19 protein-coding genes are annotated in these 21,637 nt (G+C 66.8%); 12 read left to right on the top strand and 7 right to left on the bottom strand.

Annotation, left to right across the window (positions count from 1 at the left end; genetic code table 11):
* The first annotated feature begins 74 nt into the window (after positions 1-74).
* The 5 genes from RTY46_RS03935 to RTY46_RS03955 all read left to right on the top strand — a co-directional run bounded on the left by RTY46_RS03935 (position 75) and on the right by RTY46_RS03955 (position 5,999).
* The gene (locus RTY46_RS03935) at positions 75-1,061 is read left to right on the top strand and encodes a malate dehydrogenase (protein ID WP_108748672.1); all 987 of its coding nucleotides are present in this window, start codon (positions 75-77) and stop codon (positions 1,059-1,061) included.
* A 95-nt stretch (positions 1,062-1,156) separates the two neighbouring features.
* Entirely contained in the window at positions 1,157-1,771 is a 615-nt protein-coding gene (locus tag RTY46_RS03940) for an RluA family pseudouridine synthase (RefSeq protein WP_312706744.1), read from the top strand.
* Between the two features lie 581 nt (positions 1,772-2,352).
* Positions 2,353-4,233: a propionate--CoA ligase gene (gene prpE / locus RTY46_RS03945; protein ID WP_312706745.1), complete on the top strand. Its 1,881-nt coding sequence runs from the start codon at positions 2,353-2,355 to the stop codon at positions 4,231-4,233.
* A gap of 163 nt (positions 4,234-4,396) precedes the next feature.
* On the top strand, positions 4,397-4,900 hold the full coding sequence (locus RTY46_RS03950; protein WP_312706747.1) for a hypothetical protein: 504 nt from the start codon (positions 4,397-4,399) through the stop codon (positions 4,898-4,900).
* A 43-nt stretch (positions 4,901-4,943) separates the two neighbouring features.
* The gene (locus RTY46_RS03955; RefSeq protein ID WP_312706749.1) at positions 4,944-5,999 is read left to right on the top strand and encodes a suppressor of fused domain protein; all 1,056 of its coding nucleotides are present in this window, start codon (positions 4,944-4,946) and stop codon (positions 5,997-5,999) included.
* 67 nt (positions 6,000-6,066) lie between these two features.
* Here the strand turns inward: RTY46_RS03955 and RTY46_RS03960 are convergent, their stop codons facing one another.
* The 5 genes from RTY46_RS03960 to RTY46_RS03980 all read right to left on the bottom strand — a co-directional run bounded on the left by RTY46_RS03960 (position 6,067) and on the right by RTY46_RS03980 (position 11,483).
* Positions 6,067-6,678 carry a glutathione S-transferase N-terminal domain-containing protein gene (locus tag RTY46_RS03960; protein ID WP_312706751.1) on the bottom strand — a complete coding sequence of 204 codons (612 nt, stop codon included), beginning with the start codon at positions 6,676-6,678 and terminating at the stop codon, positions 6,067-6,069.
* Between the two features lie 86 nt (positions 6,679-6,764).
* Complete coding sequence (locus RTY46_RS03965) at positions 6,765-7,223, bottom strand: cell wall hydrolase (protein ID WP_312706753.1); 459 nt, start codon at positions 7,221-7,223, stop codon at positions 6,765-6,767.
* Positions 7,224-7,519: 296 nt separating this feature from the next.
* Entirely contained in the window at positions 7,520-9,550 is a 2,031-nt protein-coding gene (locus RTY46_RS03970; RefSeq protein ID WP_312706755.1) for an NADPH-dependent 2,4-dienoyl-CoA reductase, read from the bottom strand.
* A gap of 100 nt (positions 9,551-9,650) precedes the next feature.
* Positions 9,651-10,295, bottom strand: a complete 645-nt coding sequence (locus RTY46_RS03975) for a hypothetical protein (RefSeq protein WP_312706756.1) — start codon at positions 10,293-10,295, stop codon at positions 9,651-9,653.
* 171 nt (positions 10,296-10,466) lie between these two features.
* Positions 10,467-11,483: a zinc-binding alcohol dehydrogenase family protein gene (locus RTY46_RS03980; protein ID WP_312706758.1), complete on the bottom strand. Its 1,017-nt coding sequence runs from the start codon at positions 11,481-11,483 to the stop codon at positions 10,467-10,469.
* A gap of 358 nt (positions 11,484-11,841) precedes the next feature.
* On the opposite strand from RTY46_RS03980, the gene RTY46_RS03985 reads away from it, so the two are divergent.
* The 4 genes from RTY46_RS03985 (at position 11,842) to RTY46_RS04000 (ending at position 14,908) form a co-directional block, all read left to right on the top strand.
* A complete protein-coding gene (locus RTY46_RS03985; protein ID WP_312706759.1) occupies positions 11,842-12,930 on the top strand; it encodes an OmpA family protein in 1,089 nt (362 codons plus the stop codon).
* Positions 12,931-13,146: 216 nt separating this feature from the next.
* Positions 13,147-13,656, top strand: a complete 510-nt coding sequence (locus RTY46_RS03990; RefSeq protein ID WP_312706760.1) for a hypothetical protein — start codon at positions 13,147-13,149, stop codon at positions 13,654-13,656.
* 20 nt (positions 13,657-13,676) lie between these two features.
* Entirely contained in the window at positions 13,677-14,486 is an 810-nt protein-coding gene (locus tag RTY46_RS03995; RefSeq protein WP_312706762.1) for a pseudouridine synthase, read from the top strand.
* 86 nt (positions 14,487-14,572) lie between these two features.
* Entirely contained in the window at positions 14,573-14,908 is a 336-nt protein-coding gene (locus RTY46_RS04000) for a hypothetical protein (RefSeq protein ID WP_312706763.1), read from the top strand.
* Between the two features lie 145 nt (positions 14,909-15,053).
* On the opposite strand, the gene kbl is transcribed toward RTY46_RS04000, so the two are convergent.
* Entirely contained in the window at positions 15,054-16,262 is a 1,209-nt protein-coding gene (kbl, locus tag RTY46_RS04005) for a glycine C-acetyltransferase (protein WP_312706764.1), read from the bottom strand.
* Between the two features lie 196 nt (positions 16,263-16,458).
* Between kbl and RTY46_RS04010 the strand changes: the two genes are divergently transcribed.
* The gene (locus tag RTY46_RS04010; RefSeq protein ID WP_312706765.1) at positions 16,459-17,154 is read left to right on the top strand and encodes a TorF family putative porin; all 696 of its coding nucleotides are present in this window, start codon (positions 16,459-16,461) and stop codon (positions 17,152-17,154) included.
* A gap of 119 nt (positions 17,155-17,273) precedes the next feature.
* On the opposite strand, the gene tdh is transcribed toward RTY46_RS04010, so the two are convergent.
* Complete coding sequence (gene tdh / locus RTY46_RS04015; RefSeq protein WP_312706768.1) at positions 17,274-18,296, bottom strand: L-threonine 3-dehydrogenase; 1,023 nt, start codon at positions 18,294-18,296, stop codon at positions 17,274-17,276.
* A 212-nt stretch (positions 18,297-18,508) separates the two neighbouring features.
* Here tdh and RTY46_RS04020 point away from each other — a divergent pair, with 212 nt between their 5' ends.
* Together RTY46_RS04020 and RTY46_RS04025 are read left to right on the top strand one after the other, a co-directional pair.
* Positions 18,509-20,671, top strand: coding sequence for a S46 family peptidase (locus tag RTY46_RS04020; RefSeq protein WP_312706769.1), 2,163 nt, complete (start codon positions 18,509-18,511; stop codon positions 20,669-20,671).
* A gap of 301 nt (positions 20,672-20,972) precedes the next feature.
* The gene (locus RTY46_RS04025; protein WP_312706771.1) at positions 20,973-21,617 is read left to right on the top strand and encodes a histidine phosphatase family protein; all 645 of its coding nucleotides are present in this window, start codon (positions 20,973-20,975) and stop codon (positions 21,615-21,617) included.
* Positions 21,618-21,637: the final 20 nt, after the last annotated feature.

The following is a 21,637-nucleotide window of genomic DNA, read 5'->3' on the forward strand; positions in this document are numbered from 1 at the left end:
CCCGCCGCCCGCCAGGCCTGCGTGGCCACGCCCGCGGCGTCCCATCAAACGCTTGCAAGCAAGAGGAAACCCCCATGAAAGCACCCGTTCGTGTTGCTGTGACCGGCGCTGCCGGCCAGATCGGCTACGCCCTGCTGTTCCGCATCGCCTCCGGCGAAATGCTGGGCAAGGACCAGCCGGTCATCCTGCAGCTGCTGGAACTGCCGGTGGACAAGGCCCAGGCCGCCCTGAAGGGCGTGATGATGGAACTGGAAGACTGCGCCTTCCCGCTGCTGGCCGGCATGGTCGGCACCGACGATGCCGAAGTGGCGTTCAAGGACGCCGACATCGCCCTGCTGGTCGGCGCGCGTCCGCGCGGCCCGGGCATGGAGCGCAAGGACCTGCTGCTGGAAAACGCCAAGATCTTCACCGCCCAGGGCGCGGCGCTGAACAAGGTCGCCAGCCGTGACGTGAAGGTGCTGGTGGTCGGCAACCCGGCCAACACCAATGCCTACATCGCCATGAAGTCGGCCCCGGACCTGAAGCCGGAAAACTTCACCGCCATGCTGCGCCTGGACCACAACCGCGCGCTGAGCCAGCTGTCGAACAAGCTGGGCAAGCCGGTTGGCGGCATGGAAAAGCTGGTGGTGTGGGGCAACCACAGCCCGACCATGTACCCGGACTACCGTTTCGCCACCGCCGATGGTGCGTCCATCGCCGATGCGATCAACGACCAGGAATGGAACGCCAACACCTTCATTCCGACCGTGGGCAAGCGTGGCGCAGCCATCATCGAAGCCCGTGGCTCGTCCTCGGCCGCTTCGGCTGCCAACGCCGCCATCGACCACGTGCGTGACTGGGTGCTGGGCAGCAACGGCAAGTGGGTCACCATGGGCGTGCCGTCCGACGGTTCCTACGGCATTCCGGAAGGCGTGATCTTCGGCTTCGCCGTGACCACCGAAAACGGCAAGTACACCCTGGTGAAGGATCTGCCGATCGACGACTTCAGCCAGAAGTACATCGACAAGACCCTGGCCGAGCTGGAAGAAGAGCGCTCCGGCGTGGCCCACCTGCTGGGCTGATACGGGCCTCGGCCGGTAGGTGCCGACCGTTGGTCGGCGCAGAACGCGGGGAAGCTTCGGCTTCCCCGTTTTCGTTTGCATGGGCACGGAAACTGATGATCCACCTGCATTACATCGATGAGGCGCTGCTGCTGGCCGAGAAGCCGGCCGGCCTGCTGTCCGTGCCGGGCCGCAGCGAAGAGAACCAGGACTGCGTGGTGGCGCGCCTGCAGGCGCTGTACCCGGACGCGTTGACCGTGCACCGGCTGGACCAGGTCACGTCCGGCCTGCTGCTGCACGCACGCGGCAAGGCGATGCAGGCAGCGTTGTCGATGCAGTTCGAGCAGCGGCGCGTGAGCAAGCGTTACGAGGCGGTGCTGCAGGGCCTGCTGGCCGACGATGCCGGCGAAGTGGAGCTGCCGTTGATCGTGGATTGGCCGAACCGGCCGAAGCAGATGGTCGACCACGACCGCGGCAAGCCGGCGCTGACGCGCTGGCAGGTGCTGGCGCGGGATGCGCAGGCGGGCACCACGCGCGTGGCGCTGGAACCGGTGACGGGCCGCAGCCATCAGTTGCGCCTGCACATGGCCAGTGTCGGCCATCCCATCGTCGGTGACGTGCTGTATGGCGCCGCGCCGGCGCAGCGGGTGCATCTGCATGCGTGCGCGTTGGCGTTCACGCATCCGGTGACGGGTGCTGCACTTGCGTTCGAGTCCGCGGCGCCGTTCTAGGGGCTTCGGCAGGGCTTGCAGCCCTGCACCTGCTTGGATCAACGGCAACGTCAAAAGCAAAAGCAAAAGCGGGCATTCCGTGGGATGGCGGGGCGGTGTGGGCTTGCAGGACACGCCGTAAACCCGTCCATGGGGGCTCGTAGGCGCCATCCATGGCGCCTGCGGTCCTGCAAGCCCACACCGCCCCGCCCCTGACAGGGTCACGCGCCTGTTGGCAGGTGTCGACCGTTGGTCGACACATCATTCAGATATCGAGATTCTTCTGGGGTCAGAGCCCGTTGCGCAGCAACGGGATCCGACCCCTGTGCCGACCAACGGTCGGCACCCACCATCAGCAGCGGGGAACTGTCGAAGGCGGTGTGGGTCCGGTTGCGGGGGGGCACTTCATGGACGGGTTCACGGCGTCCCCCGCAACCGGACCCACCCCGCCTCCCCGCGGAGTGCAGGCCTCTGCTCTTGCTTCGGCAGGTGCAGGGCTGCAAGCCCTGCACAACACTCCCACCCCCTACCAAGGTAGGGCGGCCCGGGCGCCAGCCCGGCACTATGCTCGAACCCATGACTTTGTCTGGGAGGGCTGCGTCATGAACTACGAGGAAACCTACCGCCGTTCGATCGACGAACCGGAGGCATTCTGGGGCGAGGAAGCCAAGCGCATCCATTGGCACATCGCGCCACAGCAGGTGCTGGATTACAGCAACCCGCCGTTCCGCCGCTGGTTCGTCGGCGGCGAAACCAATCTCTGCTACAACGCCGTCGATCGCCATCTGGCCGATCGCCCCGATCAACTGGCGCTGGTGGCGGTGTCCACCGAAACCAATATCACCCGCGAGATCACCTATCGGCAGCTGTACCGCGAAGTGAATGACTTCGCCGCGGTGCTGCAGCACCTGGGCGTGAGCAAGGGTGACCGGGTGGTGATCTACATGCCCAACATGGCCGAAGCCGTGTTCGCCATGCTCGCCTGCGCGCGCATCGGTGCGGTGCATTCGGTGGTGTTCGGTGGCTTCGCCGCGCACAACCTGGCGCTGCGCATCGACGATGCCAGGCCCAAGCTGTTGATCGCCGCCGACGCCGGCATGCGCGGTGGCAAGGTCATTCCGTACAAGGGCATGGTCGATGCCGCCTGTGCCGAGGCGGCCAATCCGCCGCCGCATGTGCTGATCGTCTCGCGCGGGCTGGATGCTGCCGAACCGCGCGTGCCGGGGCGCGATGTGGACTACGCCGAACTGCGCGCGCAGGTGGGCGAAGTGGATGTGCCGGTCACCTGGCTTGAATCGAGCGAGCCCAGCTATCTGCTCTACACCTCCGGCACCACCGGCAAGCCCAAGGGCGTGCAGCGCGATGTGGGCGGCTATGCGGTGGCCATGGCGCAGTCGATGGAAACGGTGTTCGACTGCCGTCCGGGCCAGGTGATGTTTTCCACCTCGGACGTGGGCTGGGCCGTGGGCCATTCCTACAACGTGTATGGCCCGCTGATTGGCGGTTGCACGTCACTGCTGTACGAAGGGCTGCCGACCAACCCGGACCCGGGCATCTGGTGGGCGTTGTGCGAGCAGTACGGCGTGCGCACGATGTTCTCCTCGCCGACGGCGATCCGCGTATTGAAGAAACACGATGCCGACTTCATCCACCGCCACGACCTGGATGCACTGAAGTACCTGTTCCTAGCCGGCGAGCCGCTGGATGAGCCCACCGCGCACTGGATCAACGATGCGCTGGGCAAGCCGATCATCGACAACTACTGGCAGACCGAAACCGGTTGGCCGGCGCTGACCCTGCTGCCTGGACTGGACATGAAGCCGGTGCGCTTCGGATCGCCGGGTTTCCCCAATCTGGGTTACCGGATGAAGGTGATCGATGAGAACACGGGTGAAGAAGTCGCTGCTGGGCAGAAGGGTGTGCTGGTGGTCACTCCGCCGCTGCCGCCGGGCTGCATGAGCACGGTGTGGAACGATGATGCACGCTTCATGCAGAGCTACTTCAGCCACTTCAAGGAGCTGCTGTACAGCTCGCTGGACTGGGCGATCCGCGATGACGATGGCTACACCTTCATCCTTGGCCGCACCGACGATGTGATCAACGTGGCCGGCCACCGGCTGGGTACGCGTGAGATCGAGGAAGCCATTTCCGGTCACCCGCGCGTGGCCGAGGCGGCGGTGATCGGGGTGAAGGATGAACTGAAGGGGCAGGTGCCGCTGGTGTTCGTGACCCTGAAGCAGGGCTTGCAGGGCGATGACCCGGCGCCGGTGGTGGCCGAGATGATGGCCGCCGTTACCGCCTCGCTCGGCGCGGTGGCGCGGCCGGCGCACATCCACGTGGTCAACGCGCTGCCCAAGACCCGCTCGGGCAAGCTGCTGCGGCGCTCGCTGCAGGCGCTGGCCGAACAGCGCGACCCGGGCGATCTGTCCACCCTGGATGATCCGGGCGCGCTGGAAGAGATCCGCCGCGCGCTGGGGCGCTGACCGCTTGGGTAGCGCCGGGCCATGCCCGGCGTGCGAAGCGTACGGAAAAGCCGCCAGGCATGGCCTGGCGCTACCAAATCCCATCGGGACATGCGCTAAGCTCGGCCTTGGGGAGCGCGCCCCGCAGGGCGCGCAGTTACGGCGCACCAGGCAAGGGGGATGCATGGCATTGCTGCATGGCAAGACGGCCGCTGGCCGCCAGGAAATCGAAGACCGCGGCCGGCGCCTGCCGGCGGCGCTGCGCTCGATCCTGCTGATGGTCGACGGGCAACGCAACGACACGGAACTGCAGGCGCTGTTCGACGGCCTGCGTGCACCAGCGGATGCCTTGCAGCAGCTCAGCGCGCTGGGGCTGATAGAAGTGGTTGGCGGCGCGGCAGACGTGGTGCCCGCGCGCGGCATCAGCAGCGGGCGCGAACAGGATCCGGCGCTTTACCAACAGCTGTACGACGCCATGAGCGAGGCGGTGCGCCGCCACTTGGGCCTGAAAGGCTATTTCCTGCAGTTGAAGATCGAGCGCTGCAAGGATGCGCTGGCACTGGAGCGGCTGTGCCCGGAACTGCTTGCGGCGGTGGGCAGTGCGCGCAGCCCGGCACTGGCCCAGCGCTGGTGGCAGGAGACCCATGCACGGCTGGCCGCGACGGTTGCCGGGGTCGTGCCCGACTGAGGCAGGGCGTACAGTGGTCTGCTCCTTACTCTGGAAGCACCACGTGCAGGACGACATCGACGACACCGACACCCCCGGCTGGGATGCGATCAATGCGGCCCTGGCGCCGCTGTACGCCGGGCAGACGCCGCAGCACTTCGGTACTGCGTTGCCCTATACGCTGGGCGGCCAGGATCCGCTGGATGGCATCAGCGTGTACTGGGCCGATGCGCCGCAACCGCATTGGCACTACGTCACCTACGGCTTTTCCGAGCTGTATGCGAAGGAAAGCAGCGATGCGCAGGTCAGTGGCTATGGGTTCGAGCTGACCTTCCGCCTGGCTGCCAGTGCCGGTGAAAGCGCGGGCAGCACCCCGCCGGTGTGGCCGATGAACCTGCTGCAGAACCTGGCGCGCTATGTGTTCGGCAGCGGCAACGTGTTCGAGGATGGCCACCATCTGAATGCCAACGGCCCGATCGCGCTGGAGACCAATACCCGCCTGTGCCACTTGGCCTTCGTGGCCGACCCGCAGTTGCCACCGCGCGAGACCGCCAACGGCCACCTGCAGTTCCTGCAGCTGGTCGGCTTGACCGACGAAGAAATGGAAGCGATCAAGCGCTGGTCGACCCGCGGCGTGCTGCAGGTGCTGGAACCGGCCATGCCGCTGTGGATCAGCGATCTGCACCGCGGCAACCTGCTGGATGATCCGGCGCTGGCCGCGCAGGTGCAGGAAGGCGGCCAGCGTGAAGGGTCGACCACCGGCATGCTGTTCGTCGAGACGCTGCACTGGCGCCAGCAGGACGGCGTGACCACGCTGGTACTCGGCGCGGGCCAGGTGCACAGCGTTGCCGAACTGCTGGGCCTTCGCCTGCGCCACGGCAAGCCGCTGGAACTGGTCAGCGGTGAACGGCAGTGGACGTTCGCCCCGGGCGGGGCAGAGGCTGCCAGCGGGATCGACGATGACAGCGCGTACTGGGTGCTGGACGAGGCCGGCCTGCAGGCGGCTGCGACGGTTCCGGCGCAGCGCGGGGTGTACCCGCTGGATGGGGCGCTGCAGATCGAGGTGGTGCCGACCCAGCTGCGCGACGGCAAGGGCAACGTGATCCGCGAGATCGGCTGAGCGTAGCGGTGAAGCCCATGGGGTCGGAGCCGTCTGCTGCGCAGGCGGATCCGACCCCGCACTGGCATCAGGCCAAGCCTTCGGCCTTCAGCACGGCCTGCACACCGGCATCGGCGTCCATGCGCGCCTTGTAGGCGGCCAGGTTGTCCAGACCCGAAAGGTCGACCTTGGTGCCGGCGGCCCAGCGCAGGGTGATGTAGAAGTACGGGTCGGCGAAGCTGCGGAAACCGGCCAGCCAGGGCTTGTCGGCCAGCTGCTTGTCGGCGGTTTCGAACAGGGCGCGCAGGCGCTTGTGGGCGGCGGCGCGGATCGCGTCGTACTGGCCTTCGTCGGCAATGAACTTGCCCGGCGCGAACAGCGGCGAGAACGCCGGGTGCACATCGGAGTTGACGAAGGACAGCCAGCGGGCGGCTTCAGCGCGCTGGCGGGGGCTGCCATCGCCGCCCAGGCCGGCCTGCGGGAAGCTGTCGGCGATATAGCCCATGATGGCCGCGTTCTGCACCAGCACGAAGTCGCCATCGACCAGCGCCGGAACCGCGCCAGCCGGGTTGATCTTCAGGAATTCCGGACCCTTCAGGGTGTCCTTGTTCAGCAGCTCGACCTCGAACGGCTGGCCGGTCCACTGCAGGGCGATGTGGTCGGCGGTGGAGCAGGCACCGGGCTTACTGTACAGCTTCATGGGAACTCCAGAGAGGGGCGTGATGGAAACACCCACTATCCCAGAGGCGCGGCGGTGGCAGCAACGCTGCCGTCGGCAACAGATCGTTACGACTGGCGCGGCTTGAGGTTCTGCACCTTATAGAAGGTGTGATCGCCGATGGTGGCCACCTGGTACGCGTTGCGCCAGTTGGGGCTGGCAAGGGCCAGCGCGGCGAAGTGGCTGGCACCGGGCACGATCTCGCGGCGCTCGCCGGCCGGCAGCGCCCAGTTGCGCTCGGCGTCGAAGGCCACGTTCATGGCTTCACTCCAGGCAGCGTCGTTGCCCAGCTGGGTACCGGGCGATACCAGGGTGGGCGCGAACTGCTTGCGCGCGGTGACCACCTGGCACATCGAATCGCCCCACAGGCCACTGTCGAGGCGGCGCAGGGCCACTTCGGCGACGGCCTGCTGGCCGCGCAGGGTCTGGTCGCGGGCTTCCAGATAAACGGTGGTGCTCAAACACAGCGAATCAGCCGCCGGCTGCGGCAACAACTGCGACAGCCAGAGAATCCAGGCCAGTTTCATATGACTCCTTGCTCCGTATGGGCCGCACCGCTGGATTCCCGCAGCGGGGGCTACGGGCCGGGGGTACGACTTGGCGTGATGGGGAGGCGGCCATCGGGGCCGCCCCGTGGGCGGCCCCAAAAGAAACGATCAATCCGATCGAGGGGGTCGCACCGGCTCACCGGAAACTGGCTGGTGAGCAGAAAGTTGGCGCAAGGTAGGGGGCTGTTGCCGAACGTTTCCTGAATCGGTTCGCTTGACATTCAGCTTCGGGGGCAGTGACGGAAATCACACTTGCGCCCCCATTCATCTGCCTATCAGAGCGCAGCGGCCACGCGGCTGCCCTGGTTGATCGCGCGTTTTGCGTCCAGTTCGGCCGCCACATCGGCACCACCGATCAGCTGTGCGGTAATGCCGGCAGCCGCCAGTTCGGCCTGCAGCGCGCGCTGCGGTTCCTGGCCGGCGCAGACCACCACATGGTCCACCGGCAGCAGCTGTTCGCTGCCCTCCACGCGGATGCGCAGGCCGGCATCATCCACGCCCAGGTATTCCACGCCACCGAGCATGCGCACGCCCTTGGCCTTCAGCGTGGCGCGATGGATCCAGCCTGTGGTCTTGCCCAAGCGGGCACCGGGCTTGCCGGGGCTGCGCTGCAGCAGCCACAGCCGCCGCGGCGAGGCCTCCACTTCGGGCGTGGCCAGCGCGCCGCGCGCCTCGAAGCTGGCGTCCACGCCCCATTCGGCCATCCAGCGCTGCGCATCCAGCGCGGGGGAGGGGCCGGCATGGCTGAGGAATTCGCCTACGTCGAAGCCGATGCCGCCGGCGCCGATGATCGCCGCGCTGGCGCCGACTTCGACGCGGCCCAGCAGCACATCCAGGTAGTTCACCACCTTGGGATGGTCGGCACCGGGGAAATCGACCCGACGCGGCACGATGCCGGTGGCCAGCACCACGTGGTCGAAGCCGGCCAGCGCGGTGGCATCGGCACGGGTGCCCAGACGCAGCTGCACGCCGGTTTCCGCCAGCTTGTGGCGGAAGTAGCGCAGGGTCTCGTGGAACTCTTCCTTGCCGGGGATGCGCTTGGCCACGTTGAACTGGCCGCCGATCTCATCGCCGGCATCGAACAGGGTGACCTGGTGGCCACGCTCGGCAGCCACCGTTGCACAGGCCAGCCCGGCAGGCCCGGCACCGACCACGGCGATCTTCTTCGGCGCGGCGGTGGGGTGATAGACCAGCTCGGTCTCGTGCGCGGCGCGGGGGTTCACCAGGCAACTGGCCAGCGTGTTCTCGAACACGTGGTCCAGGCAGGCCTGGTTGCAGGCGATGCAGGTATTGATGGCCTCGGGGCGGCCGGCACGGGCCTTGTTCGCCCAGTGGGGGTCGGCCAGCAGCGGGCGTGCCAGCGACACCATGTCGGCGCCACCGCTGGCCAGGATGCGTTCGGCGACGTCGGGCATGTTGATGCGGTTGGTCGCCACCAGCGGTACATTCACGTGCGGCTTCAGCTTGGCGGTGACCCCGGCGAAGGCCGCGCGTGGCACCGAGGTGGCGATGGTGGGAATGCGCGCTTCGTGCCAGCCGATGCCCGAGTTGATGATCGTCGCGCCGGCGGCCTCGATGGCCTGGGCCTGCTGCACGATTTCTTGCCAGTTGCTGCCGTTGTCCACCAGGTCCACCAGCGACAGGCGGTAGATGATGATGAAATCCGGCCCGCAGGCCTCGCGGATGCGGCGCACGATTTCCACCGCGAAGCGCATGCGCTGGCTGGCATCACCGCCCCAGCGGTCGCTGCGGGTGTTGGTGCGCGGGGCGATGAACTCGTTGATGAGGTAGCCCTCCGAGCCCATCACTTCCACGCCGTCGTAGCCGGCCTCGCGGGCCAGCTTCGCGCTGCGCGCATAGTCGGCGATGTGGCGCTCCACGCCGCCGGCCGACAGCGCGCGCGGGGTGAATGGATTGATCGGCGCCTTCAGCTTTGACGGCGCCACTGACAGCGGGTGGTAGGCATAGCGGCCGGCATGCAGCAGCTGCAGGCAGATCTTCGCGCCGTGCTGGTGGGCGGCGGCGGTGAGTTGGCGGTGCGGGCGTACTTCCCACGGCCAGGACAGCTTGCCGCCGAAGGGCTTCAGCCAGCCCACCACGTTCGGTGCGAAGCCGCCGGTGACGATCAGGCCCACGCCGCCCTGGGCGCGCTCGGCGAAGTACGCGGCCAGGCGCGGGAAGTCACGTGCGCGGTCTTCCAGACCGGTGTGCATCGAGCCCATCAGGACCCGGTTGCGCAGCTGGGTGAAGCCCAGGTCCAGCGGGGCGAACAGGTGCGGGTAGGCGGTTTCGTTGGCTGGCGACATGTCGATACGCTTGCGTACGGAAGCGCGAAGCGTGCCGCGAAACGGCGGCCGGGGCAAGGGCTGGCGCAGCGACAGCGCCGCGCCATGCCCGGTGGCGTGGCTACCCGTGGCCGCGCTGGGTGCTCGCCGGGTGCGGCCCGGCGCTCCCTGCCGGCAGTGGCCGACCGATGCCGAACCAGCCCAGGGTGATGCCGCACAGCGGCCCGATCAACAGGGCGAAGGCCAGGGTGCCCAGGCCGACATCGCCGCCCAGCCACCAGCCCAGCAGCAGCACGCTGCCCTCGATCAGGCTGCGCACCTGCCAGATCGGCCAGCCGGTACGCGCGTGCAGGCCGGTCATCAGGCCGTCGCGCGGCCCCGGGCCCAGGCGCGCACCGATGTACAGGCCGGTGGCCAGTGCAACCAGCAGCAGGCCACTGGCGAACAGCGTGAGTTGCCAGACCAGGCCGGTGGCCGCGGGCAGAAGCCACAGGCCAACCTGCGCCGAGGGCCCGATCAGCAGGACATTCAGGACCGTGCCGGCACCGGGTTTCTGCCGCAGCGGCCACCACAGCAGCAGCACCAGCGCGCCGATCGCATTGGTGGCCAGGCCGAACGACAGCGGGGTCTGCGCGGCGATGCCCTGCGACAGTACATCCCAAGGGGCGACGCCGATGCCGGCACGGATCATCAGTGCAGCGCCGAAGCCGTACAGGAACAAGCCGGTGATCAACTGCAGCAGGCGCAGGGGCAGGGCGGTGGGCATGGTGGGCTCGGCGGGTGGGGGACTGTTCCCACCCTAGTTCCGATTTCCGCGAGGCAGTAGATACAGATGCCAGCCAATCCGTCCACACAGGCGCAGGTGCAGGCGGGCGTAGCGTCGAGTTTCCTCGACTGTCGTATCCCTCAGTCGAGCAGGCTCGACTCTACCCGGCCCTCATTCCCAGCCGGCCAGGGCCAGCTTGCCGATGGTGCGCCCACTGGCCAGGCGGTCATGGGCAGTCTGCAGGTTTGCTGCATTGATGCTGCCCAGCGTTTCGCTGAGGGTGCCGCGCAGCTGGCCGGCGTCGATCATGCTGGCTGCACGGTTGAGGATGCGGTGCTGCTCGATCTGGTCGGTGGTCTGGAAACGCGCCCGGGCGAACATGAATTCCCAGTGGATGCCGATGCACTTGGCCTTGTAGGGATCGCCGATGCGCAGCGGCCCCCGCGGCTCGACAACCAGGCCGACATGGCCCTGCGGGGCGACGATCTGCCCAAGTTCGTCCCAATAGTGGTCGGTGTCGGCCAGATTCAGCGCCACCTGTACCTGATCGATGCCCAGCGCCTGCAGCTGTGGTTGCAGTGGCTGGCGGTGATCGATCACCTGCGCGGCCCCCATCCGGCGGCACCAATCGATCGAGGCCTCGCGTGAAGCTGTCGCAATTACCTCGAAACCGGCGTGCTGCGCCAGCTGGATCGCCATCGAGCCAACCCCACCGGCCCCACCAATCACCAGCAGGCGTTGCCCGGCGTGGCGGCGGCCATCGAGCTGCAGGGGCATGCGCTGGAACAGCAGCTCCCAGGCGGTGAGGGTGGTCAGCGGCAGGGCGGCGGCCTCGGCGAAGTCCAGCGTGCTGGGCTTGCGTGCCACCAGCCGCTCATCCACCCATTGGTACTGCGCGTTGCAGCCCGGGCGGGTCACGTCGCCGGCGTAATATACCTCGTCGCCGGAGGCGAACAGGCTGGCCTCCTCGCCGATGGCTTCCACGACTCCGGCCGCGTCCCAGCCGAGCACGCGGGGCGCATCGAGCATGGCGCCGGTCGTGGCCGCGCGCTGCTTGGCATCGACCGGATTGACCGAAATCGCCTGCACCCGCACCAGTAGATCGCGCCCGCGTGGCGGCAATGGCGGAGGGAGCTTCACATCGTTCAGCGCAGGAAGAGTTTCACGACACAGGGCGACGGCTTTCATCAGGACTCCCGCTCGGTTCGTCGCTTCATCATAAGGTTCCTCACCTCGATGGGCGCGCGCTGAATCGTCGCGAGTTTCCCTTTTCCGCAGTTGTCACATTGTGTCCTTAATGCCCTTCAAACCCTTGTGCCACGGGGGGATTGCGGATTTTCATGATCCTGTATAGGGTTTCAACGTCGGACCGGTGGCTGGTCGGGTACGACGCTTCACATGTTACGGGACTGTTAACATGACCTTCACCCGCCTGAGCATAATGTTCGCGGCGGTGGCGTGCTGAATCGGCTGTCTGAACATCGACGCAGTAGTGCTGGCCCATGCCTCTACCGGTTTCATACCCCCGAAATAGGAGCTGTACTCAATGAACAAGAAGATCCTTACTGCCGCGCTGCTGGGCGGTCTGGCTTTCGCCCAGGCTGCGTCGGCGCAGGAGTTCGATGACCGCTGGTACCTGACCGGTTCGGCTGGCTTCAACTTCCAGGACAGCGACCGTCTGACCAATGACGCCCCGTTCGTCACCCTGGGTCTGGGCAAGTTCATCAGCCCGAACTGGTCGCTGGACGGTGAGCTGAACTACCAGAACCCGAACTTCGACGCCGACCAGGACCGTAACTGGTCGCAGTACGGCGTGTCGTTCGACCTGCGTCGCCACTTCATCAAGGAAGGCCGCGGCTGGAACCCGTACATCGTCGGTGGCCTGGGCTACCAGAAGTCGGAAGAAGAGTACCTGAACACTTCTGGCGTGCTGACTGACCGCAAGGACGGCAACCTGTCGGCCAAGCTGGGCGTCGGCCTGCAGACCACCTTCGAAAAGCGCGTTGCTGTCCGCGCCGAAGTGGCCTACCGCGCTGATTTCGACGACCAGAGCGTTGCCGCTCGCGACGAAAGCTGGTTCGGCGACGTGCTGGCTTCGGTCGGCGTCGTGATCCCGCTGGGCCCGGCCCCGGTGGCCGCTGCGCCGGCTCCGGCTCCGGTTGCCCCGAGCTGCGCCGACCTGGATGACGACGGTGACGGCGTCAACAACTGCGACGACAAGTGCCCGAACTCGCAGCCGGGTCAGACCATCGGTCCGGACGGTTGCCCGGTGCCGGTCTCGATCGACCTGAAGGGCGTGAACTTCGACTTCGACAAGTCGAACCTGCGTCCGGACGCCGTGGCCATCCTGTCGGAAGCTTCGGAAATCCTGAAGCGTTACCCGGACCTGCGCGTTGAAGTGGCCGGTCACACCGACTCGAAGGGTACCGACGCTTACAACCAGAAGCTGTCCGAGCGTCGCGCCACCGCGGTGTACAACTACCTGACCCAGAACGGCGTGGACGCTTCGCGTCTGCAGGGCCCGATCGGCTACGGCGAGAGCCGTCCGATTGCCCCGAACACCAACCCGGATGGTTCGGACAACCCGGAAGGTCGCGCCAAGAACCGTCGTACCGAGCTGAACGTCCAGAACTAAGTTCTGACGCTCTGCCTGTAAGACACAGCAGGACCCGGCTTCGGCCGGGTCTTGTTGTTTATGGGGTTGGATCCGGCAGGGCCGGCTCGAGAGTGACCGCCCATCGGTTTTTCTTCTAGAAAACCAACAAGTTGCCGTATTCATTGAAGGTTCCGCTTGAAAGCTGTGGCGGCATTGCTAAACTCGCCGCGTCACTTCCTTCTGTGGATGTCCCTCATGCTGCGCACTGCATCGGCCGCCGTTCTGGCGCTGGCCCTGGTTCCCGCTGCCCACGCCGCGGTTGATTGCTCGGTCAACACCAGCGCATCGCCGCTGCCCCTGCCGGCCACGGCCATCGCGCCGGTGGCCGACGAGCTGTACATCCGCGGCACCCAGCTGGGCATGTCGGCGGGTGTGCTGGGCAGCAGCTATGACCCGTCGCAGTCGCTTGACCAGGTGCTGCAGCGCCTGCGCATCGATGGCTGCCAGAACATCGCCAAGGCCATTCCTAGCGCGCCGGCGGTGAAGCCGAACGATCCGGCGGCCTACAAGCCGCAGACCGAGTTCGACAACACGCCGTGGCGCTTTGACATGAGCCAGAATGGCAAGCGCATGACGGCCGAAGAATTCGACGCCTGGATGAAGGCGCGCGGCGTGCGCGTGGTCAAGGCGCGCCCGGCCCCGGCTGCAGCGCCGGCGGCCGCCACCGACGCACCGGCTGAAACCAAGCCGGGCGAGAAGAAGTAAGCCGCGCGGGGAGCAGAGGCTTGCGTACGCGCCGCCCGCCTGCCACCCCCGCCGCCCGCGCCCACGCACCGCGTGGGCGTGCGAGCGCCACTGCGGCACCGGCCGGGGTGCGTCATGGCCTGGCCCGGGTGCTGTCCAAGGCGGGCGTCTGCTCGCGCACCGAAGCCGCACGCTGGATCGCCGAAGGCCGCGTGCGGGTGTCTGGGCGCATCGTCCGTGACCCCGAATTCCCGATTGCACAGCCGGCACCGCCCATTGAAGTGGACGGCCAGCCACTGGGCGCGCCACAGCGCCTGTACCTGATGCTCAACAAGCCGCGCGGCGTGGTGACCACCACGCAGGATGAGCGTGGTCGTGACACCGTCTACCGCTGTTTCGATGGGGCAGGCCTGCCGTGGCTCGCCCCGGTGGGGCGGCTGGACAAGGCCAGCGAGGGGCTGCTGCTGTTCAGTAATGACCCGCAATGGGCCGCACGCCTGACCGATCCGCAGACCGGGCCGGACAAGACCTACCACGTACAGACCGACCGTCTGCCGGACGACGCCACGCTGGCGGCGCTGCAGGCCGGCATTGAAGACGAGGGCGAATTCCTAGTCGCCCGTGCCGTGCGCGTGCTGCGCAGCGGCGACAAGACCGCGTGGCTGGAGGTGGTGCTCGAAGAGGGCCGCAACCGCCATATCCGTCGCCTGCTGGCGGCCTTCGACCTGCAGGTGCTGCGCCTGGTCCGGGTCGCGATCGGCGGGCTGGTGCTCGGCGATCTCGGCAAGGGCCAGTGGCGGGTGCTGGAGGTCAGCGACCAGCAGCGGCTGGGGGCCGCTGCACCGGGCTGAAGTCCGGCCCACGGCTGGCCGCGGCCAGCCACCGTTCCAGGCGTAGGGGGCGCCTGGTTTTCGATTTGCTTGAACGGAGTGTGCCCATGTACCCGACCCTCAACCGAACCCTGCGCTGCGCCGGCCTGCTGTTGCCGCTGGCCGTGCTGACCGCCTGCGGCGGCCACAAGAAAGTGGCCAAGGCCGACCCTCCGGCCGAAGCGCCGGTGGTGGAGGTAAAGACCCCGGAACTGGATGGCCGTGGCAGCTACCGCTTCATGATGAGCAATGGCGACCAGAAGATGACCGCCGACCAGTTCGACGCCTGGATGAAGGCCAACGGCATCCGCGTGGCCAAGGGCAACGGACAGGACGCTGCTGCCAAGCCGGTGGTGGTGGCCAGCAAGGACGAGCCCAAGGACAAGAAGAAAAAGAAGAAGTGACGCGCGTTGCGCGTCACGCCGGTAGCGCCGGCCCGTGCCCGGCGAGCGCGTAGCGCCCCCGGTAGGTGCCGACCTTGGTCGGCACGCTCTGGGTGGTGGGGTCAGAGCCCTTTCCTGCGGAAAGGGATCCGACCCCGGTGCATCATCAGCCCTTGATCACGCCCAGTTCCAGGCCGATGCGGGTGAACGCATCGATGGCGCGGTCCAGGTGCGCGCGGGTGTGTGCCGCGCTGATCTGGGTACGGATGCGCGCCTGGCCCTTGGGCACCACCGGGAAAAAGAAGCCGATCGCGTAGATGCCTTCTTCCAGCAGGCGCTCGGCGAACTTCTGTGCCAGCGGTGCGTCGTACAGCATCACCGGGCTGATCGGGTGCACGCCCGGCTTCACGTCGAAACCGGCGGCGACCATCTTCTCGCGGAAGTAGCGGGTGTTTTCCACCAGCGTGCTGCGCAGGTCATCGGCGGCGGCCAGCATCTCGAAGGCCTTGATGCCGGCAGCCACCACGTGCGGCGGCAGCGAGTTGGAGAACAGGTAGGGGCGCGAGCGCTGGCGCAGCAGTTCGATCACCTCGGCGCTGGCGCAGGTGAAGCCGCCCAGCGCGCCGCCCATGCCCTTGCCCAGGGTGCCGGTGATGATGTCGATCTTCTCCAGCACGCCCTTCACTTCGGCCGAGCCGCGACCGCTGGCGCCGAGGAAGCCGGTGGCATGGCATTCGTCGATGTGCACCAGCGCGTTGTACTTCTTCGCCAGCGCGGTGATCTCGTCCAGCGGGGCGATGAAACCGTCCATCGAGAACACGCCGTCGGTGGTGATCAGTTTGGTCTTGCAGCCGGCCGCATCGGCGGCCTGCAGCTGCGCTTCCAGATCGGCCATGTCGCAGTTGGCATAGCGGAAGCGCTTGGCCTTGCACAGGCGCACGCCGTCGATGATCGATGCATGGTTCAGCGCATCGGAAATGATCGCGTCGTTCTCGCCCAGCAGCGGCTCGAACAGGCCGCCGTTGGCGTCGAAGCAGGCCGCGTACAGGATGGTGTCCTGCTTGCCGAAGAACTCGGCAATCTGCTTTTCCAACTGCTTGTGCAGGTCCTGGGTGCCGCAGATGAAGCGCACCGAGGCCATGCCGAAGCCGTGGGTATCCAGCGCGTCCTTGGCGGCCTGGATCAGGTCCGGGTGGTCGGCCAGGCCCAGGTAGTTGTTGGCGCAGAAGTTGAGCACCGTGCGGCCGTCGTCGAGGGTGATCTCGGCCGACTGCGGGCTGGTGATGATCCGCTCGGACTTGAACAGGCCCTGGGCGCGGATGGCGTCCAGTTCGTCGGCGTAATGGCGGGTCAGGGCGGAGGAGGCGTCGGTCATGGCGTGGGCACGGCTCAGCACGGGAAACCGCTGATTCTACCGGGCAACGATGGCCGGCAGCCGTCCGCAGCGGGCCATCGCCATGGGCGGCACATGTTGCATCGCAATATCAAACAGGTTAAAAAACCGTGAACCGGTAGCGATTGCGCCGGCCGCGCCACCCGCCTCCCCTCGCCACCGCCCTCCGGAGATGCCCATGAAGACCGCCTGCCGCTGCCTCGCCGTTGCTGCTGCCCTCTGCCTTGCCCCGTTCGCCGCCAGTGCCCAGGATGAGGCCGCATCGCCGTACAGCTGGAACGTGACCGGCGTGTCCGACTACGTGTTCCGTGGCGTCTCCCAGACCGATGAAGATCCCACCCTGCAGGCCGGCTTCACCTACACCAGCCCGGTTGGCCTTTACGCCGGTGTGTGGGGATCGGGTGTCGATTTCGGGCCGGGCGACCCGAGCGTCGAGCTGGACTACCTGATCGGCTACGGCTTCGACGTCAGCGACAAGGTCAACTTCGACGTGCTGCTCAACCGCTACACCTACCCCGGTGCCAGCGAACTGAACTACAACGAGCTGATCACCACCACCACGTTTGCCGAGCAGTACAAGCTCACCGTGGCCTACACCAACGACCTGTCCGGTTCCGATACCAAGAGCTGGTACTACGGCGTTGGCGGGGAGTGGGGCCTGCCGCAGGACTTCACGCTGAGCGCCAATGTCGGCCGCACCGCGCTTGAAACGGCTTACGGCAAGGATTACACCGATTTTAACGTCGGCGTTTCCCGTCAGTTCGGCATGTTCAACCTGGGCGTGGCCTACCACGGCACCGACGGCGCAGGCCGCGACAACAACGGCAAGCTGGCCGACAACCGCGTCGTGCTGACCGTGGCGATCGGCAACTGACGCCGCGAGCGTTACGGTAGGTGCCAGGCTTGCCTGGCACGCTTTACGAAAAAGGCGCCCGATGGGCGCCTTTTTCTTGCCAGCAACGCCGGGCATGGCCCGGCGCTACCGTATGCCGGTCAGTTCCAGCTGAGGACGACCTTGCCGGCCTTGCCTTCTTCCATCAGGTCGAAGCCCTTCTGGAAATCGTCGATCGGCAGCTGGTGGGTCATCACCTTGCCCAGCGGGAAACCGGACAGCACCAGCTGGGTCATCTTGTACCAGGTCTCGTACATCTTGCGGCCGTAGATGCCCTGCACGGTCAGGCCCTTGAAGATGATCTTGTCCCAGTCGCAGCCGGCGCCCTTGGGCATGATGCCCAGCATGGCGATCTTGCCGCCGTGGTACATGCAGTCGAGCATGTCGTTGAAGGCGCGCGGGTTGCCGCTCATTTCCAGGCCCACGTCGAAGCCCTCCATGTGCAGTTCCTTCATCACGTCCTTCAGCGACTGGTTGGCGACGTTGACCACGCGGGTGGCACCCATGTCGGCCGCCAGCTTCAGGCGGAAGTCGTTGACGTCGGTCACCACCACGTTGCGCGCGCCGATGTGCTTGCAGATGCCGGCGGCGATGATGCCGATCGGGCCTGCGCCGGTGATCAGCACGTCTTCACCGATGACGTCGAACTCCAGCGCGCAGTGCGCGGCATTGCCGTACGGGTCGAAGAAGGCGGCCAGCTCGGACGGGATCTGGTCGGGGATCGGCCACAGGTTGGCGGCCGGCATCACCATGTATTCGGCGAAGGCGCCGTTGACGTTCACGCCGATGCCGACGGTGTTCGGGCACAGGTGCGGGCGCCCGCCGCGGCAGTTGCGGCAGTGGCCGCAGACGATGTGGCCTTCGGCCGACACGCGCTGGCCGATTTCATAGCCGGTCACGGCCGAGCCCAGCGCTGCGATGCGGCCAACGAATTCATGGCCGATGGTCAGGCCCGGCTTGATGGTGCGCTGGCTCCACTCGTCCCACAGGTAGATATGCAGGTCGGTGCCGCAGATGGCGGTCTTTTCCAGCTTGATCAGCACCTCGTTCGGGCCCGGGGTCGGAACCGGAACCTCTTCCAGCCAGATGCCCTTGGCGGCTTCGCGCTTGACCAGGGCCTTCATCGTTTGCTGCGCCATCGGGTGGAACTCGTCAGGGGGAAAACGCGGATTATAGAGCGCTGGGCGCAATTCCCATGTTGCGCTGCGGGTGTGCAGCACCCGCGGTAGCGCCGGGCCATGCCCGGCGGACAGCCGGGTTGGCCCATGACTTCCGGGCATCGGGCGGGGCAGGGGGCTGGGCTACACTCGGCGATTCCATCATCAGGGGCTGCTCGATGCGCTCGAACCTGCTTGCTTTCTCCATCGTTGCCAGCCTTGGGCTGGTCCAGGTCGCCCATGCCGCCGAAGGCATGTGGGTGCCGCAGCAGCTGCCGGAAATCGCCGGCCCGCTGCAGAAGGCCGGCCTGAAGCTGTCGCCTGAACAGCTGGCCGACCTGACCGGCGACCCGATGGGCGCGGTGGTGGCGCTGGGCGGCTGCACCGCCAGCTTCGTCTCCCCGCAGGGCCTGGTGGTCACCAACCACCACTGCGCCTATGGCGCCATCCAGCTCAATTCGACCGCGCAGAAGAACCTGATCAAGGACGGCTTCAATGCGCCGACCCAGAAGGACGAACTGAGCGCCGGCCCGAACGCGCGCGTGTTCGTGCTTGACCAGATCACCGACGTCACCGCCCAGGCCAAGGCCGCCATTGCCGCCGCCGGCAAGGATCCACTGGCCCGCAGCCGCGCCCTGGATGCCTTCGACAAGGCCCAGGTCGCTGCCTGCGAAGCCGATGCCGGCTTCCGCTGCCGCCTGTACTCGTTCAGCGGCGGGAACACCTACCGCCTGTTCCGCAACATGGAAATCAAGGACGTGCGCCTGGTCTACGCGCCCCCGGGCAGCGTCGGCAAATTCGGTGGTGACATCGACAACTGGATGTGGCCGCGCCACACCGGCGATTTCTCGTTCTACCGCGCCTATGTGGGCAAGGACGGCAAGCCGGCGGCGTTCTCGGCCGACAACGTGCCCTACCAGCCCAAGCACTTCCTGAAGTTCGCCGACCAGCCGCTGGGCGCCGATGACTTCGTGATGGTGGCCGGCTACCCGGGCCGCACCAACCGCTACGCGCTGGCCGGTGAGTTCAACGAAACCGCCAGCTTCACCTACCCGACCATCGCCCGCCACTACAACGCGGTGCTGAAGATGATCGACGAGGCCGGCAAGGCCGACCCGGACGTGAAGGTGAAGTACGCCGCCACCGCGGCCAGCATGAACAACGTGGCCAAGAACTACCAGGGCCAGCTGGAAGGCTTCAAGCGCATCGACGCCGCCGGCCAGAAGCAGGCCGAAGAAGCGGCCGTGCTGGCGTGGCTGAAGAAGCAGGGCGCCGCCGGCAAGCCGGCCCTGGCCGCGCACGCGCAGCTGGTCCAGCACCTGGCCACCAGCAAGGCCACCCGTGAACGCGATCTGTTCGTGGGCCAGTTCAACAACACTTCCGCGGTGGGCGCGGCCATCACCCTGTACCGCCTGTCGATCGAGCGCAGCAAGCCGGACGCCGAGCGCGAAGCGGGTTTCCAGCAGCGTGACCTGACCACCATCGAAGGTGGCCTGAAGCAGATGGACCGCCGCTACGTGGCGAAGATGGACCAGCAGCTGCAGACCTACTGGCTGGATCAGTACGTGGCCCTGCCGGCCGCGCAGCGTGACAACGAAGTGCTGAACACGTGGCTGGGCGGCAGCGACGAGGCCGCCGTGAAGTCGATGGTCGGCAAGCTGTCGGGCACCGAGCTGGGCAGCCTGGACGCGCGCCTGAAGTGGTTCAACGCCGACCGCGCCGCCTTTGAAGCCAGCACCGATCCGGCCATCCAGTACGCCGTGGCAGTGATGCCGGCGCTGCTGAAGCAGGAAGAGCAGAAGAAGATCCGCGAAGGCGAATCGCTGACTGCCCGTCCGCTGTACCTGCAGGCCGTGGCCGACTACAAGAAGAGCCAGGGCGAGTTCGTCTATCCCGATGCCAACCTGTCGCTGCGCATCACCTTCGGCAACGTGATGGGCTACGGCAAGGACGGCGTGCAGTACACCCCGTTCACTACCCTGGAAGGCGTGGCCGCCAAGGAAACCGGCGAAGACCCGTTCGATTCGCCGAAGGCGCTGCTCGATGCGGTCAAGGCCAAGCGTTACGGCGGCCTGGAAGACAAGCGCATCGGTTCGGTGCCGGTGAACTTCCTGTCCAACCTGGACATCACCGGTGGCAACTCCGGCTCGCCGGTGCTTGACGCGCACGGCAAGCTGGTCGGCCTGGCCTTCGACGGCAACTGGGAATCGGTCAGCTCCAACTGGGTGTTCGACCCGGTGATGACCCGCATGATCGCCGTGGACAGCCGCTACATGCAGTGGATCATGCAGGAAGTGGCGCCGGCGCCGCAGCTGCTGAAGGAACTGAACCTGGCGAAGTAAGATCCGCCGTCCTCGCGCAAGCGGGGACCGCCGGTTGTAGCGCCGAGCCGCGCCCCATGACCTGTGGGCGCCATTGCAATGAGCGCATTGCAATGCGCGCGGAACCTCCCGCTCGGCATTGAAAACGGTTCATGCTCAGCGGGAATGGCCGGGAGACACCAGAACCCCGCGACTGACGTCGCGGGGTTTTTTCATGCGCGGCCCGGCCTGGCGCGCCGAACAGGTATCATCCCTGTTCCGCGCACTTCACAGGATGTGAACGAAACGCGGAAACCTCCTCCCCCCAGGACCCCTTGTTCGCATGCGCATCCTGCTTGCCCGTCACGGCGAAACGCCGTGGAACGCCGAAGGCCGCTACCAGGGCCAGATCGACATCCCGCTTTCGCCCATCGGCGAAGCCCAGGCCCAGGCTTTGGGCGCCCGTCTCGCTTCGGTGGACATCACCCGTGCGGTGGCCTCGCCGCTGTCGCGCGCCCAGCTGACCGCCCAGCTCGCCCTCGGTGCCGACCGCGCCGGCATGCTGCAGACCGAACCGGAACTGCAGGAAATCGCCCACGGTGAGTGGGAAGGCCTGCTGGCCAGCGAGATCAACGAAAAAGACCCGTCGCGCCTGAAGGCCTGGCGCGAGGAACCCGATACCGTGCTGATGCCCGGCGGCGAATCGCTGCGCCTGGTGCTGGAGCGCAGCTGGCGTGGTCTGGCCCGTGCCGCTGAAGGCCTTGGCGAGCACGACACCCTGCTGGTAGTCGCCCACGACGCGGTCAACCGGGTGATCCTGTGCAAGGTGCTGGGCCTGCCGATCTCCCGCCTGTGGACCTTCCGCCAGGCGCCGACCACCCTGAACCTGCTCGAAGGCGCCGATTTGGACAGCCTGGAAGTGGTGCGCCTGAACGATTGCGCCCACCACACGCCGTTCTTCGGCGAAGCCAAGCACCGCGCGCTGTAAACCCTTCCAACGAACCACCT

The sequence above is a fragment of the Stenotrophomonas sp. genome (genome assembly GCF_032056425.1).
Lineage (GTDB): Bacteria > Pseudomonadota > Gammaproteobacteria > Xanthomonadales > Xanthomonadaceae > Stenotrophomonas.

What these genes read in the sequence shown, in the direction of transcription:
- RTY46_RS03950 (WP_312706747.1), top strand. Translation starts at nt 4,397, where the DNA reads ATGGCATTGCTGCATGGCAAGACGGCCGCTGGCCGCCAGGAAATCGAA.
- prpE (WP_312706745.1), top strand. Translation starts at nt 2,353, where the DNA reads ATGAACTACGAGGAAACCTACCGCCGTTCGATCGACGAACCGGAGGCA.
- kbl (WP_312706764.1), bottom strand. Translation starts at nt 16,262, where the DNA reads ATGACCGACGCCTCCTCCGCCCTGACCCGCCATTACGCCGACGAACTG.
- RTY46_RS03975 (WP_312706756.1), bottom strand. Translation starts at nt 10,295, where the DNA reads ATGCCCACCGCCCTGCCCCTGCGCCTGCTGCAGTTGATCACCGGCTTG.
- tdh (WP_312706768.1), bottom strand. Translation starts at nt 18,296, where the DNA reads ATGAAGGCCCTGGTCAAGCGCGAAGCCGCCAAGGGCATCTGGCTGGAA.
- RTY46_RS03990 (WP_312706760.1), top strand. Translation starts at nt 13,147, where the DNA reads ATGCTGCGCACTGCATCGGCCGCCGTTCTGGCGCTGGCCCTGGTTCCC.
- RTY46_RS03935 (WP_108748672.1), top strand. Translation starts at nt 75, where the DNA reads ATGAAAGCACCCGTTCGTGTTGCTGTGACCGGCGCTGCCGGCCAGATC.
- RTY46_RS03965 (WP_312706753.1), bottom strand. Translation starts at nt 7,223, where the DNA reads ATGAAACTGGCCTGGATTCTCTGGCTGTCGCAGTTGTTGCCGCAGCCG.
- RTY46_RS04010 (WP_312706765.1), top strand. Translation starts at nt 16,459, where the DNA reads ATGAAGACCGCCTGCCGCTGCCTCGCCGTTGCTGCTGCCCTCTGCCTT.
- RTY46_RS04025 (WP_312706771.1), top strand. Translation starts at nt 20,973, where the DNA reads ATGCGCATCCTGCTTGCCCGTCACGGCGAAACGCCGTGGAACGCCGAA.
- RTY46_RS03980 (WP_312706758.1), bottom strand. Translation starts at nt 11,483, where the DNA reads ATGAAAGCCGTCGCCCTGTGTCGTGAAACTCTTCCTGCGCTGAACGAT.
- RTY46_RS04000 (WP_312706763.1), top strand. Translation starts at nt 14,573, where the DNA reads ATGTACCCGACCCTCAACCGAACCCTGCGCTGCGCCGGCCTGCTGTTG.
- RTY46_RS03960 (WP_312706751.1), bottom strand. Translation starts at nt 6,678, where the DNA reads ATGAAGCTGTACAGTAAGCCCGGTGCCTGCTCCACCGCCGACCACATC.
- RTY46_RS03940 (WP_312706744.1), top strand. Translation starts at nt 1,157, where the DNA reads ATGATCCACCTGCATTACATCGATGAGGCGCTGCTGCTGGCCGAGAAG.
- RTY46_RS04020 (WP_312706769.1), top strand. Translation starts at nt 18,509, where the DNA reads ATGCGCTCGAACCTGCTTGCTTTCTCCATCGTTGCCAGCCTTGGGCTG.
- RTY46_RS03985 (WP_312706759.1), top strand. Translation starts at nt 11,842, where the DNA reads ATGAACAAGAAGATCCTTACTGCCGCGCTGCTGGGCGGTCTGGCTTTC.
- RTY46_RS03970 (WP_312706755.1), bottom strand. Translation starts at nt 9,550, where the DNA reads ATGTCGCCAGCCAACGAAACCGCCTACCCGCACCTGTTCGCCCCGCTG.